Raw genomic sequence first — 15,696 nt, forward strand, 5'->3', positions numbered from 1 at the left:
CGACCCGGGATCGGTGGCCGGACGGGCCGGTCGTCGTCGGCCCGCTGATCCTCCGACCGGCCCGTCCGACAGCCCGTACCCGGGACGCCGTACCCCGTACCCCGTACCCCGTACCCCGTACCCCGTACCCCGTACCCCGTACCCCGGAGCCCGGAGCCCGGACCCCTCAGGGGTCCAACGGCAGCAGCACGGCGTGCCGCAGCGCGGCCAGCAGCAGGGCCGGATCCACGTACTCGCCGTGCAGCCGCGCCCCCAGGTGGAGCCCGCCGTCCGGTTCGTGGCGCGGCTCCGCGGCGACGGTCCCGATCAGCTGGCCAGCGACCACGGCGTCGCCCGCGGACACCGCGGGGACGACCGGCTCGACCGACGACACGAGCCCGTCCGCGTGCCGGATGCTCACCACGGGCCGGTCGACGACCACGCCCGCGAAGGACACGGTCCCGTCCGCGGGTGCGCGCACCTCGGCTCCCGGCTCGGCGGCGATGTCGATGCCCCGGTGCCCCGGGCCGTACGCGGTCGTCGGCGCCTCGAAGGGCCGCATCACGGTGTGCGGGGGATCCACGGGCCACCTCCACCGGGGAGCGGCCACGGGCGGCGCCGCAGCACCCGGCGCCGCAGCACTCGACGCCGCCGCAGCGACGGACGACGGCGCCGCACCCGCACGAGCGGGAGACCCGGCCGTCGCTCCTCCCACCACGAGCCCCGCCGCCAGCGCGACCGCGCACGCCCTCCGTGCCGCATCCTGCACGTCCATCCGCGCCTCCGTCCCGGGGCGCCCCGTCCCGGTCGCGCCGGCGGCATCGTGCCGTCCCCGGCGGCGGCGACCGCCGCGGTCCCCCGGGTGGCGGAGAAGTGGCAGAGTGGTCCGTTGTGAACGAGACGACGACCCCCCGGGATGAGAAGAAGCTCCAGCGACGTGCGATCGGGTTGGCCGTCTCGGCCGCGGTGGGGGGCTTCCTCTTCGGGTTCGACTCCTCGGTCATCAACGGCGCGGTCTCCGCGATCCAGGGTCGCTTCGAGCTGAGCGAGACGCTCATCGGTCTCGCGGTCGCGAGCGCGCTGCTCGGCTGCGCGCTGGGCGCGTACCTGGCCGGCCGCATCGCCGACCGGTTCGGACGCCGGTGGACGATGATCGTCGGCGCCGTCCTCTTCTTCGTCAGCGCGTTCGGCTCCGGCTTCGCGTTCAGCGTCTGGGACCTCACCATCTGGCGCGTCGTCGGCGGCCTCGGCATCGGCATCGCGTCGGTCGTCGCCCCCGCGTACATCGCCGAGATCTCGCCGAAGCTCCTCCGCGGCCGCCTCGCGTCGCTGCAGCAGCTCGCGATCACGCTCGGCATCTTCACGGCCCTGCTCTCCGACGCGGTCTTCGCCGGCGCCGCGGGCGGCGCGTCGGAGGACTTCTGGTTCGGCCTCGAGGCGTGGCGCTGGATGCTCATCGTCTGCGCCGTCCCCGCGGTGATCTACGGCGTCCTCGCCTTCCGCCTCCCGGAGTCCCCGCGCTACCTCGTGGAGAAGGGCCGCAAGGAGGAGGCCCAGGCCATCCTCGCGAGCGTGTGGAAGCAGGAGGACATCGACCGCGCGAGCCGCGACCTCGAGCGCCAGATCGAGGAGGACCGCGTCGCCAAGCGCACCGGCACCCTCCGCGGCACGAAGCTCGGCCTCCAGGGCATCGTCTGGATCGGCATCATCCTGTCCGTGTTCCAGCAGTTCGTCGGCATCAACGTGATCTTCTACTACTCGACGACGCTCTGGCAGGCGGTCGGCTTCGACGAGTCCCAGTCGCTCACCACCTCCGTCATCACCGCCGTCACGAACGTGGCCGTCACCTTCATCGCCATCGCGCTCGTCGACCGCATCGGCCGCCGCCCGATCCTGCTCACGGGCTCCCTCGCGATGGCCGTGTCCCTCGCCGTCATGGCCATCTGCTTCAGCCAGTCGTCCACCGACGGCGGCGAGGTCTCCCTGCCGCAGCCCTTCGGCGTCATCGCGATCGTCGCCGCCAACGTGTTCGTCATCGGCTTCGGCGCGTCGTGGGGGCCGCTCGTCTGGGTGCTGCTCGGGGAGATCTTCCCGAACCGGATCCGCGCCAAGGCCCTCGGCGTCGCCGCCATGGCCCAGTGGATCGCGAACTTCGTCATCACCGTCTCGTTCCCCGCGCTCTCCGCCTTCTCTCTGCCCTTCACCTACGGCATGTACGCCGCCTTCGCCGCGCTCTCGTTCGTCTTCGTCCTCACGAAGATCCCGGAGACGAACGGCATGTCGCTCGAGGAGGCCGAGACCCTGTTCGTCGACAAGCCCAAGAAGCGCAAGGACGGCGCGCGCGCCTGATCCGGCGGGCCGCCCCGCGGGTGGTAGCATCGACCAGCACCCGATCCAGGTCGGGTGACTACGCGTGCCCACCAGGCCTCCGCATCCACTCGGTCTCCTTCCGGCGATGATCCCCGTCGCCCGAGGAGCGGATGCGCGCCGGGCACCAGGATCAGCGGTCGTCCCGACCGCCGAGCGAACCGACGAGGCGTGCCGCGTGAGCGCGCGCCGGAACAGGAGTACGGCCATGGCCGTCGTCACCATCCGCCAGCTGCTCGACTGCGGCGTCCACTTCGGTCACCCGAAGACGCGCTGGAACCCGAAGATGAAGCGCTTCATCTTCACCGAGCGCTCCGGCATCTACATCATCGACCTCCAGCAGTCGCTGGCCCTCATCGACAAGGCCTACGACTTCGTCAAGGAGACCGTCGCCCACGGCGGCACCATCCTCTTCGTCGGCACGAAGAAGCAGGCGCAGGAGTCCATCGCCGAGCAGGCGCAGCGCGTCGGCCAGCCCTACGTGAACCAGCGCTGGCTGGGTGGTCTGCTGACCAACTTCCAGACCGTGCACAAGCGCCTCAACCGCCTCAAGGAGCTCGACCTCGTCGACTTCGACGACACGACGCGCGGCTTCACCAAGAAGGAGCTCCTCATCCAGCGTCGCGAGCGCGACAAGCTGGAGAAGAGCCTCGGCGGAATCCGCAACCTGACCAAGACGCCGTCGGCGATGTGGGTCGTGGACACCAAGAAGGAGCACCTCGCGATCGACGAGGCGCGCAAGCTCGGCATCCCCGTCATCGGCATCCTCGACACCAACTGCGACCCGGACGAGGTCCAGTACCCGATCCCGGGCAACGACGACGCGATCCGCTCCGTCGCGCTGCTGACGCGCATCATCGCCGACGCCGCCGCCGAGGGCCTCATCCAGCGCCACCAGAAGCCCGACGCCGAGGGCTCCGCGCCCGCCGAGCCGCTGGCCGACTGGGAGCGCGAGCTCCTCGAGCAGGGCGACGCCGCCAAGGCCGCTCTCCCCGTCGAGGAGAACGACGTCGACGCCGAGGTCTCCGCCAAGAACGAGGCGAAGTCCGAGGACGAGGTCCCCGCCCCCGTGCACGCCCCCGAGTCCGACGACGCCACCGAGGCGAAGATCGAGGCCGAGGCGACCGAGGCCGAGAAGGCTCCCGTCTCGGAGTAGTCCGAGCACACGCACCATCCCGACGGGCGGGCGCGGGGAACCGCGTCCGCCCGTCGGGCACTCACCTCCGGGACGACCCCGGATCATCACCTACAGAAGGAGTCCATGAGCATGGCGAACTTCACTGCCGCTGACGTCAAGGAGCTGCGCGACCGCCTCGGCGCCGGCATGATGGACAGCAAGAACGCGCTGGTCGAGGCCGACGGCGACATCGAGAAGGCCATCGAGATCCTGCGCCTCAAGGGCCAGAAGGGCAACGCCAAGCGCGGCGACCGCTCGACCGCCGAGGGCCTCGTCGCCGCGTCCGAGAAGGACGGCGCCGCCACCCTCATCGAGCTCGCGTGCGAGACCGACTTCGTCGCCAAGAACGACAAGTTCATCGCGCTCTCCGAGTCCGTCCTCGCCGCCGTCGTCGCGGCCGGCGCGTCCACCGTCGAGGAGGCCCTCCAGGCCCCCGCCGGCGAGCAGACCGTCGACCAGCTGATCAGCGACCAGGCCGCGATCCTCGGCGAGAAGATCGCCCTCCGCCGCGTCGCGCGCCTCACCGGCGAGCACCAGGAGATCTACCTGCACCGCACGTCGAAGGACCTCCCGCCCCAGGTCGGCGTCGTCGTCGACTACTCGGGCTCGGACGCCGAGACCGCGCGCAGCATCGCCCAGCACATCGCCTTCGCGAACCCGGAGTACCTCGCCCGCGAGGATGTCCCGGCCGACAAGGTCGAGGCCGAGCGCGCGATCGTCACCGAGATCTCGCGCAACGAAGGCAAGCCCGAGGCCGCCCTGCCGAAGATCATCGAGGGTCGCCTCACGGGCTTCTTCAAGCAGGTCGCGCTCCTCGAGCAGGACTACGCGAAGGACAACAAGCAGTCGGTCAAGAAGGTCGTCGAGGCCGCGGGCCTCACGGTCACGGGCTTCGCCCGCTTCAAGGTCGGCGCCTAGCACCACCACGGGGAGCCCGGGTCGTCCGCGACCCGGGCTCCCTTCTCCATGTCCGGGCGGGGCCGGCGGCGCGACGGGCCGCAGGCGCCGGCGGGGCGTCACAGTACATTGGGACCGGGGCCGGATCCGGCGACCGGAACGCAAGGACGGGAACAGCACCATGACCGATCAGACCACCACCCGCCGCGTCCTCCTGAAGCTCTCGGGGGAGTCCTTCGGCGGCGGCCAGATGGGCGTGGACCCGGACGTCGTCAGCGCGCTGGCCCGCGAGATCGCGGAGGCCGCGAAGACCGTCGAGGTCGCCATCGTCGTCGGCGGCGGCAACTTCTTCCGCGGCGCGCAGCTCTCGCAGCGCGGCATGGACCGCGGCCGCGCGGACTACATGGGCATGCTCGGCACCGTGATGAACGCCCTCGCCCTGCAGGACTTCCTCGAGCAGGCGGGCGCCGCCACGCGCGTCCAGTCCGCCATCTCCATGACCCAGGTCGCCGAGCCCTACATCCCGCGTCGCGCCGTGCGCCACCTGGAGAAGGGCCGCATCGTCATCTTCGGCGCCGGCGCCGGCCTGCCGTACTTCTCGACCGACACCGTCGCCGCGCAGCGCGCGCTCGAGATCTCGGCCACCGAGGTCCTCGTGGCGAAGAACGGCGTCGACGGCGTCTACACGGGCGACCCCCGCACGGACTCCTCCGCCACCCTGCTCGACACCCTCACCTACCAGGACGCCCTGCAGCGCGGGCTCAAGGTCGTCGACTCGACCGCCTTCAGCCTCTGCATGGACAACGACATGAAGATGGTCGTCTTCGGCATGGAGCCCGGGGGCAACGTCACCCGCGCGATCCGGGGCGAGCGCATCGGGACCATCGTCTCCAACTGACGTCCGGCGCCCGGCGCGCGACGTGCCCGAGGGGCCGCGTCGCGGGCCGAGCGCCTCCCCATCCGCGTTAAGATCGACCGGGCGCCCACCGCGCCCGCGCTACCGAAGGAGAACCCGTGACCGTCGCCGAAGTCCTCGCAGATGCCCGAGACCGGATGGGCAAGGCCGTCGAGTCGGTGAAGGAGGACTTCGGCACCGTGCGCACCGGCCGTGCCAACCCCGCCCTCTTCCAGAAGGTCATGGTGGAGTACTACGGCAGCCCCACGCCGCTCGGCCAGCTCGCGAGCATGAACAACCCCGAGGCGCGCACGCTCATCGTCACGCCCTACGACAAGACGGCCCTCAAGGAGATCGAGAAGGCCCTCGTCAACGTCCCGAACCTCAGCGCCACCGTCGGCAACGACGGCGAGATGGTGCGCCTCACGCTCCCGGAGCTCACGGAGGACCGCCGCAAGGAGTTCGTGAAGATCGTCCGCGGCAAGGCGGAGGAGGGGCGCGTCAGCGTCCGCAACATCCGCCGTCGCTCGAAGGACGAGCTGGACGCGCTCAAGGGCGAGGTCGGCGACGACGAGGTCGCGCGCGGCGAGAAGGAGCTCGAGGCCCTCACCAAGACGCACACCGACCAGGTCGACGACGCGCTGAAGCGCAAAGAGACCGAACTCCTCGAGGTCTAGGTGGCCAGCCCCGAGGATCCCGTCGAGCGGGCGCCCGTCGTCCCGCCCGCCCCGGGAGCCGACGGTGCCCCGCGGATCCGCCGCCACCGCGGCCGCGTGACCCGCGCCGAGTTCGAGGCGCAGGTGCAGGCGACGCGCGCCGACCTCACCGCCCAGGTGCGGGCGACCCGCGCGTCGCTCGAGGCGACCAACGACCGCATCAACGCGCGGACGGGCCGCAACCTGCTGTTCGCGGTGTCGGTCGGGCTCCTGCTCGGCGGCGTCGTGCTCGTCAGCCTCGTCGTCGTGAAGCAGCTCTTCCTGCTCATCGGGATCGCGCTCGTGGCGTTCACCGCCTACGAGCTCGCCACGGCCCTCCGCCAGGCGGGGCGTCGCGTCCCGCGCGTGGGATCCGTCATCGCGGTCGTCGCGCTCGTGCCGATCACGTACTACGGGCAGCCCGACGGCCAGTGGCTGGGGCTGCTCGGCGGGATGGCGTTCCTCGCGCTCTGGCGCGTCGTCGAGCAGGCGGTGCCCGCGCGGCGCACGTCCGCACGCGCGCTCGTGGGCGACATCGGCTCGAGCGTCTTCCTGCTCGCCTACGTGGGGCTCCTCGGCTCGTTCGCGGTGCTGCTCACCGCGGGCGACGGCGGCGAGTGGTGGACGCTGGCGTTCCTCATCCTCGTGGTCTGCTGCGACACGGGGGCCTACGTCGCCGGCCTCAACTTCGGCAAGCACCCCATGGCGCCGACCATCAGCCCGAAGAAGACGTGGGAGGGGTTCGCCGGAGCGGTCGCCGCGGCGGTCATCGCCGGCATCCTCCTGTCGGTGTTCATGATCCACGAGGCCTGGTGGTTCGGGATCGTGCTCGGGCTCGTCATCGTGGTGACCGCCACGCTCGGCGACCTCGCCGAGTCGCTGATGAAGCGCGACCTCGGCGTCAAGGACATCAGCTCCTGGCTCCCCGGCCACGGGGGCTTCCTGGATCGGCTCGACTCCGTGCTGCCCTCGGCCGCCGTGGCCTATGCGCTGTTCCTCATCGTCACGGGCGGTTCCTCGTAGGATGTCCCGGATGACCACCACCTTCCCGAGCGCCGGCCGCCGTGAGCGCGGCTACGACCCGGACCAGGTCGACGCCTTCCTGCGCGACGCGCGCCGCTGCTACGACGACGAGGCCGACCGGTCGCTGACCTCCGAGACCATCCGCCGGGTGTCCTTCGACATGCGCCGCGGGGGCTACTCGGCCGCCGCGGTGGACCGGGTCCTCGAGCGCCTGGAGGACGCCTTCGCCGTGCGCGAGCGCGACCGCACGGTCGCGCGCGTGGGCGCCGAGGCCTGGAACGCGGAGGCCCGCCGTGCGGCGCAGGAAATCCTCGACCGGGTCAGCCGTCCGGCGGGGGAGCGGTTCGACCGCGCGGGACTCCTCACCACCGGGTACGACCGGCGCGAGGTCGACCGGTTCGCCGACCGGGTCGCGAAGTACTTCCGCGGCACGAAGCCCATGAGCGTCGACGACGTCCGCACCGTGGCGTTCCATCCCCGCCGCGGCGGGTACCGCGAGGCGCAGGTCGACCTGCTGCTGGACGCGGTCGTCGACGTCATGAACGCGGTCCGCTGAGGCCGTCGCGCCGCTCCCTCCCCATCGCCCGCCCCTGGCAGCACGCCCCCGATCGGGCGGAGGAGTCGCCGATCGCGGATCGGTTGGGTAGAGTCGAGCGGAGTCATGGGTAGCCACACGAACGTCCCCGCTCCTCGCCCGCCGCTCACCGCCGCCGCGAGGCCCGCTCCGCGACGGCGCTCCGCGTTCTCGCGCGTGGTCGCCCCGACGATCGCGTTCGGGGCCGCCGCCGCGTTCATGCTCGTGAACGTCGTGGATCCCACGTCCGGCGCGGTCGCGAACCCGCAATACCAGGAGTACCAGACCACCGTCGCGCAGCTCGCCCGCGCCGACGCCCAGAGCCTCCAGGTCGCCAGCGTCGACACCGCCGTGGAGATCGAGCCCGGCTTCAAGTCCATCGCGCCGCCGCCTCCGCCGCCGCCCCCCGTGGCGACGCCCGCGCCGGCCGCCGGCTCGGACGCGAAGGCGTCGGGTGGGGCGAAGGCGCCCACGGGCGGCAGCGGTGCCGTCGCGATCCCGGATCCCGGCAGCGCCAAGGGGATCGCCCGCAGCATCCTCGCGTCCCAGGGCATGGGGGACGACCAGTACGCCTGCCTCGACTACCTGTGGACCAAGGAGTCCGGCTGGCGCGTCAACGCCTACAACCCGAGCGGCGCCTACGGCATCCCGCAGGCCCTCCCCGGCAGCAAGATGGCGTCCGTCGGAGCCGACTGGCAGACGAACCCGGCCACGCAGATCACCTGGGGCCTGCAGTACATCGACGCGCGCTACGGCTCGCCGTGCGGCGCGAAGGCGCACAGCGTCCTCAAGAACTGGTACTGACGGCCGTACGCGCGGCGCGCACGCGCCGAAGCGGCGGCCTGTCCGCGCGCTGATCGGCTCGGGCCCGAGCACGGGGGATCCGATGCGCCGCGCGCGGGCAGCGGAACGCCCCATCTCCCGCTGCGCCGCCGGGTGCCGGTGCGGGCCGGCTGCGGAAGGGGTCCCTGGCGCGGCCTAGGATCGGATCATGCCGCGCAGCAATCGACCCCGGGGGAGACGTCGCCCGGGGGACGACGACGAGGACGTGCTCACGCGACTCCTCAGCGGCTCGCAGCGCACGGAGACGCGGCGGGGACGCATCTGGAAGGTGCAGCCCGTCTCGGCGGCGCGCGCGCTCAAGGTCTACCGCTGCCCCGGCTGCACCCTCGACATCGAGCCCGGCCACGCGCACGTCGTGGCCTGGCGCGCCGACGGCATGATGGGCGAGGAGAGCGACCTCGCCGCCCGCCGCCACTGGCACACCCACTGCTGGAAGGTCTCATGACGGACACCGCGCCCCGCCCCATCACGAGCTCCACGGAGCTGCCGGCCCGCCGCGAGGACGTCGAGCTGGTCACGGCCGACGGGCTGCGGCTCGTGGGGGAGCTCGCGCTGCCGGCCGATCGGGATCCGGTCGCGACGCTCGTCACGCTGCACCCGCTGCCCACGGCCGGCGGCTTCATGGACTCGCACGTCCTGCGGAAGGCCGCGCTCCGGCTGCCCGCCCTGGCCGACCTCGCCGTGCTGCGCTTCAACACGCGCGGCACCACGTCGGCGCGCGGCACGAGCGAGGGCGCGTTCGACGGCGGCGACGGCGAGCGGCACGACCTGGCCGCGGCCATGGACCTCGTGGCCGCCCGCGGGCTCCCCGCGCCGTGGATCGTCGGCTGGTCCTTCGGCACGGAGGTCGCGCTGAAGCACGGGCGCGTCCACCCCGTGGAGGGGGCGATCCTCCTCTCGCCGCCGCTGCACCGGGCCACGGCCGACGAGGTGGCCGCGTGGCACGGCGATCCGCGTCGCCTGGTGATCCTCGTCCCCGAGCACGACGACTTCCTGCAGCCCGCGGAGGCGCGCGAGCGCTTCGCGTCGGTGCCCGAGGCCGAGCTGATCGCCGTCGACGGCGCCAAGCACCTGTGGGTGGGGGAGACGCAGGTCTCGCGCGTCCTCACCGAGATCGTGCGGACCGTGAACCCGGCGGCGCTCCCGCTCCCGACCGAGTGGCCGCCGGCGGGCTGACGCCCACGATCGACGTCCGCCGAGCCGTCGGACGCCGCGCGGACGGCGGCCGGTCGACCGCGCCGCGGACCGCCCGGCTCAGCGCTCGTTCTGCAGGGGGATCGCGACCTGCCGGATGATGAGCAGCACCGCGGCGGCGACCGGCACGGCGATGAGCGCGCCCAGCACGCCCAGCAGCGTCCCGCCCGTGAGCGCCGCGATGACCACCACGACGCCCGGCACCTTGACGGCGCGGTTCATGATGTTCGGGCTGAGCACGTACGCCTCGATCTGCATGTAGACGAGGTAGTAGACCGCCACGGCGATCCACGTGTTCATCGACTCGGGCAGCAGCACGATCTGGCCCAGCACGATGAGCGCGGAGCCCGTGATCGTGCCGACGAGGGGCAGCAGCGAGAACAGGAACGCGATGAAGGCCCACACGGCCGGCAGCGCGGCGCCCACGATGCTGAGGTAGATGAAGCTGAGGACGCCGTTCACGAGCGCGAGCCCGACCTGCCCCGTGACGTAGCGGCCGACCGACTGCGTGATCTGCTCGGCGATGTCGGCGAAGCGCGCGCGCCGGGTGGCCGGGATCAGCTTGTAGAGGCCGCTCTTGAAGGAGTTGAGCGAGGCCGTGAAGTACATCGTGAGGATCACGATGACGACCATGCCGAAGAGGGCGTTGCCGATCGTGAAGGCCACCGTGAGGACGTTGCCGGTGATGGTGGCGACGTTCGACGCGTTCGAGAGGTACTCGATGAGCTGGTCCGCGCCGCTCTGCACGTCGAAGACCTCGCGCGGGACGAACGACTGCAGGTTCTCGATGAACTGGTCGCCGCTGACGCTCTGCGCGTACTGGACGATCTGGGTGACCAGCGCGCTCGCCTGGTTGACGACGACGGGGATCACCGCCAGCAGGATCCCGGCGAGGGACCCGAGGAGCACCAGGAAGATGACGAGGATCGCGAGCGGGCGGGGCACGCCCTTGCGCTCGAGGAAGGTGACGAGCGGGTCGATGCCGAGCGCCAGGAAGATCGCCGTGCCCACGTAGGTGAGGACCGTGCCGAGCGAGACCAGCGCGCCGCCGATGACGAGCGCGGTGAGCACGCCGAGTCCGGCGAGGAGGCCGAGGCGGTAGGGGTTCTGGATCTTCACGTCGGGGCCTCCGAGTCGGAGCGCGCTCAGCGCACGGTGCGGGAATCGTCGGAGGAGGAGGCGTCGTCCGCCTGGGTCAGCACGCCGCGGACGTTCTCGAGGTACGCGGCCACCGCCTCGCGCTCGATCCTAATGCGGTCCAGGCGCTCCTCCGCGTCGGCCACGGTCTCGCGCGCGCGGCGCTCCGCGTCCGCCACCGTCTCGCGCGCGCGGCGCTCGGCGTCGGCGAGGGCGGCGCGCGCGTCGTGGTCGGCGTCGTCCCGGGCCTTCCGCGCGGCCTCGCGGCTCTCGACCGCGAGCGTCTCGGCCTCCTCGCGGGTGGACGCCAGGAGCGCCGTGACCTCCTGCAGCCGCGCCTCCGCCTCCCCGAGGTAGGCGGCCGTGCGCTCGGCGGCGTCGCGCTGGCGCTCGGCGGCGTCGCGCGCGTCGTGGTCGCGGCGCGCGGTGATCTCGGCGTCGAGGTCGAGGTGGCCCTGCTCGATCTCGCGGCTGAGCCGCAGGCGCGCCTCCTCGGCCTCCGCGGCGAGCTCGCGGCGCACGGCGGCGGCCTCGCGCTCCAGGCGCAGCCGCTCGGCCTCGCGGCGGTCGGCCTCGAGGGCCTCCGCCTCGGCGACCTCGCGCTCGAGGGCGGCGCGGGCGGTGACCGCCTCGAGCTCCAGCTGGGCGCGCGTCGCCCGCGTCTCGCGATCGAGCGCCTCCGTCCCCTGCGCGATGTCACGGGCGAGGTCCGTGCGGGCCTCCTCGACGTCGCGGGCGAGGTCGCCGCGGATGGTCGCCACCTCCAGCTCGAGGGCCTCCCGCGTCTCGGCGATCTCGCGCTCGAGGGCCGCGCGCGTCTCCTCCACGTCGCGGTCGAAGGCGGTGCGCTCGGCGTGGATCCGGCGGTCGAAGTCGTCGCGCGACGCCTGCAGCTCGCGGTCCCAGTCGGTGCGGGCCTGCTCGATCTCGCCGTCGAGGTCGGCGCGCGTCTGATCGCCCAGCAGGGCCAGGGCCGCGCGCTGCGTCTCCTCGTCGAGGCGGATACGCTCCTCGGTGTCCCGCACGTCGCGGTCGAGGTCGGCGCGCTCCTCGGCGACGGCCTCGTCGTGCCGGGCCCGGGCGTCGGCGAGCTCGCGCTCGAGGGCGCCGCGGCCGAGCGCGGTGGCGCGGGCGAGGTCGGCGGCCTCGCGGCGGGCCTCGTCGGTCTCGCGGTCGACGCGGGCGCGGAGCTCGGCGACCTCGCGGGCGGCCTCGGCCCGCAGCGCGTCGGTCTCGCGCTCGGCGGTGCCCCGGAGGTCGGCGACCTCGGTGCGCGTGCGCAGGAGGAGCGCCGCGGCCTCGCGCTCGGCGTCGCTGCGGAGCCCCTCGGCCCGGTCGTCGGCGCGCTCGCGCAGGTCGTCGGCCTCGCGGCGGGCGGCGTCGAGGATCTGCGCGGCCTGCGCGCGGGCGGAGTCGACGAGGTGGCGCGCGGTCGCCTCGGCCTCGGCCCGCTGCGCGTCCGTCTCCTCCTGCGTGGAGCGGCGGAGCCGGGCGGCGTCGGCGTCGGCCTGGGCGACCAGGCGGGTGGACTGCTCCTCGGCGACGCGGAGGGTGGCCTCGAGCCGGCTCCCGAGGCCGGCGAACGTGGGGCTGCCGACCTCGTCGAGCTCGTCGCGCAGCTCCTGCTCGCTGCGGCGGAGGCGCTCGACCTCGGCCCGCAGCTCGGCGCCCTGCTGGTTCGACCGGATGAGCTCGCGACGCAGGTCGCCGACGGCCCGGTCGACCTCGTCGCGGTTGTAGCCGCGCATGGCGGGGGTGAACGGCGTGTCGTCGTGGGGCACGGGGACTCCTTCGCGGGGCGGCTCGCGGACGCCGGGCGGGGCGCGGCAGGTGCCGATCCTACCGAGTCGGCGTCCGCGGCCCGGGGCGCAGTGACACCCCCCGGGGCCGGCGGGGGAGGCGCTCCCAGGGTCGTCCGGTATCCTTCGATGTCGTCGTCCGCCGCCGGTCCGCCCGCAGCACGGCGGAACGTCGCGAGAGCACCCGTGCTCGTCGGCCGCCGCGGTCGGCACCTCGACCGCCACCACGCGGCCGCGCGCGACGACACGAGAGGAGACACCCGTGCGATTCGTCCTGGCGATCGCGACCTTCGTGGTCGCGGCCCTCATGATCGGGCTGGGGATCGCCCAGCACACGTTCCTGGCGGGACCCGACCGCATCACCGCGGCCACGTCCTCCGCCGGCGGCGCCGCGTACACGGTCCTCGACGGGAAGACGCTCAACGCGCACCCGGGCCTGCAGGACACCGTCGTCCGCGGCTCGGGCGAGCTGTTCGCGGCCTACGCCCCCACGACCGACGTCGAGGCGTGGGTCGGCAGCAGCCCGTACACGCGCATCGGCATGGACGACGAGGGCGCGCTGACGACCGAGGTCGTCGAGCCCGAGGCCACCACGCCCGCGCCCAGCCCCACGCCCACCCCGAGCGCGCCCGCGGAGGGGTCCGGCACCGACGCCGCGGCGACGTCCACGGTGACCGACCCCCGCGGGTCCGACCTCTGGCTCTCCGAGCAGACCGGCCAGGGCGAGCTGTCCCTCAGCACCAAGCTGCCGGACGACGTCAGCGTCCTCCTCGCGACGGACGGCCAGGCCGCCGCCCCCGCCGACGTCGCCGTGTCGTGGCCGTCCGAGGGCGAGTCGCCCTGGGTGGTCCCGCTGGTCGTCGGCGGCATCGTGCTCCTGGTCGTGGGCCTCGTCCTCTACCTCCTCGCGCTCCGCCACCTGCGCCGCAGCCGCGGCCCCCGCCGCAACCTCCCGCCCCGCGGCGGCCCGCGCATCCCGCGCATCGGCCCGGCCGCGCGACGTGCCGCGCTCACCGCCGGCACCGGATCCGCGCCCGCCCCGCGCGCACGCGGTCGCCGCAGCCTCGTCGCTCTCCCCGTCCTCGTGGTCACCGGCCTCGCGCTGAGCGGCTGCACCGCCCAGGGTGCGCCCGCCGACCTCACGGCCGGCGCGGGCTCCACGGCCACGCCGACGCCCACCTCGTCCCTCGACGCCGCCCGCGAGGCCGAGGACGCGGATCCGCCCGTCGTCACGGAGGACCAGGCGGAGCGCATCGTCTCCCGCGTCGCCGAGGTCGCCACGGCGGCCGACCAGTCGCTCGACGCCGCGACGCTGGCGCCCCGGTTCGCCGGCCCGGCCCTGCAGGAGCGCACCTCCGACTACCAGGTGCGGAAGGCCAAGCCCGACATCGCGGCGGTCCCCGCCATCCCCGCGGGCGACCTGCAGCTCACGCTGCCGCAGGCGACGGTCGCCTGGCCGCGGACCATCGCCGCCGTGGTGAAGGACCCCGACACCGAGGACGCGCCCACCCTGTCTCTCACGCTCGTGCAGGAGAGCCCGCGGGACAACTACCGCGTCCTCTACGCGATGCCCGTGTCCACCACCGCGGCCCTCCCGGACGTGGCCCCGGCCGCCATCGGCGCGGCGCGCCTGGCTCCGGACGTGAAGCTCCTGGCCGTCCAGCCCGACCAGCTCTCGGCCGCGTACGCGGACGTGCTGAACAAGGGCGACGCCAGCGAGTTCGCCGGGCTGTTCGACCCGACGGACGACGGCGTGCGCGCGCAGGACGCCAAGCGGAAGGTCGACTTCCCGGCCTCCATCGGCGAGACGGGCACGGTCGAGTTCGCGGCCACCGCGGACACGACGGCGCCCGTCGCGATGTCCACGGTCGAGTCCGGCGCGCTCGTGAGCGTGACCGTGCAGCTCGGCATCGTGGCGAAGCCCACCACCGAGGGCGCCAAGGTCAACGCGAATCCGGAGGTCCAAGCGATCACCGGGCTCACCGACTCGGCCAAGGGCTTCGACACCGTGCGCACGGCACAGATGCTCATGTACGTCCCCCCGGTGAACTCGGGCGAGAAGATCCGCCTCTACGCGTCCAGCACCCACATCACCTCGGCCAAGGAGCTCCCATGACGAACGTGCCCCCCTCCGCCGCGAGCCTCCGCGGCGCCGTCGACCTGTCCTCGCTCGTGAACCGCGCGCAGGCCCCTGCCGCGGCGGCCGGTGCTCCCGGTGCTCCGGCGGCCGGCGCCCCGGCGGGTCCGGCGGGTGCGCCCGGCGCCCCGCAGACCGTCGACGTCCCCGGCCTCGTGCTGGCGGCCGACGACGCGACGTTCACGCAGTTCCTCGACATCTCCGGCATCGTGCCGGTCATCGTGGAGCTCGTCTCGACGGGCCTCGCCTCGAGCCGCGAGCTGTCGCCCGTCCTCGAGCGCGTCGTCACCGAGCAGGCCGGCCGCGTGCTCCTCGTCCGCATCGACGTCGACCAGAGCCCGCAGCTCGGCCAGGCGTTCCAGGCGCAGACCGTGCCCACGGTCGCGGCCCTCATCGGCGGGCGGCCCGTCGGCCTCTTCGCCGGCGTGATCCCCGAGGACCAGGTGCGCGACGTCATCCAGCAGGTGCTGGAGCTCGCGCAGCAGAACGGCGTCACCGGCACGGCCGTCGCGCCCGACGGATCCGCCGCCCCCGCCGCCCCGGTGGAGGAGCCGCTGCCGCCGCACCACGCCGAGGCCTACGCGTTCATCGAGCAGGGCGACTACGCGGCGGCCGCCGCCGAGTACCGCACCGCGATCGCGCAGAACCCGCGCGACGCCCTGGCGGTCGCGGGTCTCGCGCAGGTCAGCCTCCTGCACCGGCTCGACGGCACGGCGGCCGACAGCATCCGCAGCGCTGCCGCGGCTGCCCCGGACGACGTCGACGCCCAGCTCCTCGTCGCCGACCTCGACCTGTCGGGCGGGCACGTCGAGGACGCGTTCGACCGGCTCCTGACGCTCTTCCCGGGCCTCGACGCCGAGGGACGCGAGGCCGTGCGCCAGCGCCTCCTCGAGCACTTCGAGGTCGTGGGGCTCGAGGACCCGCGGGTCGCCGTGGCACGACGCCGCCTCACGCGCCTGCTCTACTGACGCCCCGCACC

Annotated in this window: 15 protein-coding genes; 12 read left to right on the plus strand and 3 right to left on the minus strand. The window is 73.5% G+C overall.

Annotated features, from left to right (window positions below; genetic code table 11):
• Positions 1-166: 166 nt before the first annotated feature.
• On the minus strand, positions 167-562 hold the full coding sequence (locus tag ACT7CP_RS06825; RefSeq protein ID WP_445443854.1) for a murein hydrolase activator EnvC family protein: 396 nt from the start codon (positions 560-562) through the stop codon (positions 167-169).
• Positions 563-870: 308 nt separating this feature from the next.
• On the opposite strand from ACT7CP_RS06825, the gene ACT7CP_RS06830 reads away from it, so the two are divergent.
• The 10 genes from ACT7CP_RS06830 to ACT7CP_RS06875 all read left to right on the plus strand — a co-directional run bounded on the left by ACT7CP_RS06830 (position 871) and on the right by ACT7CP_RS06875 (position 9,626).
• The gene (locus ACT7CP_RS06830; protein ID WP_413963245.1) at positions 871-2,328 is read left to right on the plus strand and encodes a sugar porter family MFS transporter; all 1,458 of its coding nucleotides are present in this window, start codon (positions 871-873) and stop codon (positions 2,326-2,328) included.
• Between the two features lie 226 nt (positions 2,329-2,554).
• On the plus strand, positions 2,555-3,502 hold the full coding sequence (gene rpsB / locus ACT7CP_RS06835) for a 30S ribosomal protein S2 (RefSeq protein ID WP_413963244.1): 948 nt from the start codon (positions 2,555-2,557) through the stop codon (positions 3,500-3,502).
• A 111-nt stretch (positions 3,503-3,613) separates the two neighbouring features.
• On the plus strand, positions 3,614-4,441 hold the full coding sequence (gene tsf, locus ACT7CP_RS06840) for a translation elongation factor Ts (protein ID WP_413963243.1): 828 nt from the start codon (positions 3,614-3,616) through the stop codon (positions 4,439-4,441).
• A gap of 160 nt (positions 4,442-4,601) precedes the next feature.
• Entirely contained in the window at positions 4,602-5,318 is a 717-nt protein-coding gene (gene pyrH / locus ACT7CP_RS06845; protein ID WP_116055109.1) for a UMP kinase, read from the plus strand.
• Positions 5,319-5,473: 155 nt separating this feature from the next.
• Complete coding sequence (gene frr / locus ACT7CP_RS06850) at positions 5,474-5,992, plus strand: ribosome recycling factor (RefSeq protein ID WP_413963373.1); 519 nt, start codon at positions 5,474-5,476, stop codon at positions 5,990-5,992.
• A complete protein-coding gene (locus ACT7CP_RS06855) occupies positions 5,993-7,033 on the plus strand; it encodes a phosphatidate cytidylyltransferase (protein ID WP_445443855.1) in 1,041 nt (346 codons plus the stop codon). It begins immediately after the preceding gene.
• A 10-nt stretch (positions 7,034-7,043) separates the two neighbouring features.
• Positions 7,044-7,589 carry a DivIVA domain-containing protein gene (locus tag ACT7CP_RS06860; RefSeq protein WP_413963241.1) on the plus strand — a complete coding sequence of 182 codons (546 nt, stop codon included), beginning with the start codon at positions 7,044-7,046 and terminating at the stop codon, positions 7,587-7,589.
• Positions 7,590-7,694: 105 nt separating this feature from the next.
• Entirely contained in the window at positions 7,695-8,411 is a 717-nt protein-coding gene (locus ACT7CP_RS06865; protein WP_445443856.1) for an aggregation-promoting factor C-terminal-like domain-containing protein, read from the plus strand.
• A 187-nt stretch (positions 8,412-8,598) separates the two neighbouring features.
• Positions 8,599-8,895 (plus strand): hypothetical protein, encoded by a 297-nt coding sequence (locus ACT7CP_RS06870; RefSeq protein ID WP_413963239.1) that lies wholly within the window; start codon positions 8,599-8,601, stop codon positions 8,893-8,895.
• The gene (locus ACT7CP_RS06875) at positions 8,892-9,626 is read left to right on the plus strand and encodes an alpha/beta hydrolase (RefSeq protein ID WP_445443857.1); all 735 of its coding nucleotides are present in this window, start codon (positions 8,892-8,894) and stop codon (positions 9,624-9,626) included. Before ACT7CP_RS06870 ends, ACT7CP_RS06875 begins: the two co-directional genes overlap by 4 nt.
• Positions 9,627-9,704: 78 nt before the next feature.
• Here the strand turns inward: ACT7CP_RS06875 and ACT7CP_RS06880 are convergent, their stop codons facing one another.
• Both ACT7CP_RS06880 and ACT7CP_RS06885 read right to left on the minus strand, forming a co-directional pair.
• A complete protein-coding gene (locus tag ACT7CP_RS06880; RefSeq protein ID WP_413963237.1) occupies positions 9,705-10,763 on the minus strand; it encodes an AI-2E family transporter in 1,059 nt (352 codons plus the stop codon).
• 26 nt (positions 10,764-10,789) lie between these two features.
• Positions 10,790-12,562: a coiled-coil domain-containing protein gene (locus ACT7CP_RS06885; RefSeq protein ID WP_445443858.1), complete on the minus strand. Its 1,773-nt coding sequence runs from the start codon at positions 12,560-12,562 to the stop codon at positions 10,790-10,792.
• A 280-nt stretch (positions 12,563-12,842) separates the two neighbouring features.
• Between ACT7CP_RS06885 and ACT7CP_RS06890 the strand changes: the two genes are divergently transcribed.
• Entirely contained in the window at positions 12,843-14,696 is a 1,854-nt protein-coding gene (locus ACT7CP_RS06890; protein WP_445443859.1) for a DUF8094 domain-containing protein, read from the plus strand.
• Positions 14,693-15,685 (plus strand): tetratricopeptide repeat protein, encoded by a 993-nt coding sequence (locus ACT7CP_RS06895; RefSeq protein WP_445443860.1) that lies wholly within the window; start codon positions 14,693-14,695, stop codon positions 15,683-15,685. The genes ACT7CP_RS06890 and ACT7CP_RS06895 overlap by 4 nt, the downstream gene beginning before the upstream one ends.
• The last annotated feature ends 11 nt before the right edge of the window (positions 15,686-15,696 follow it).

Source organism: Clavibacter rahimiani (assembly GCF_052654495.1).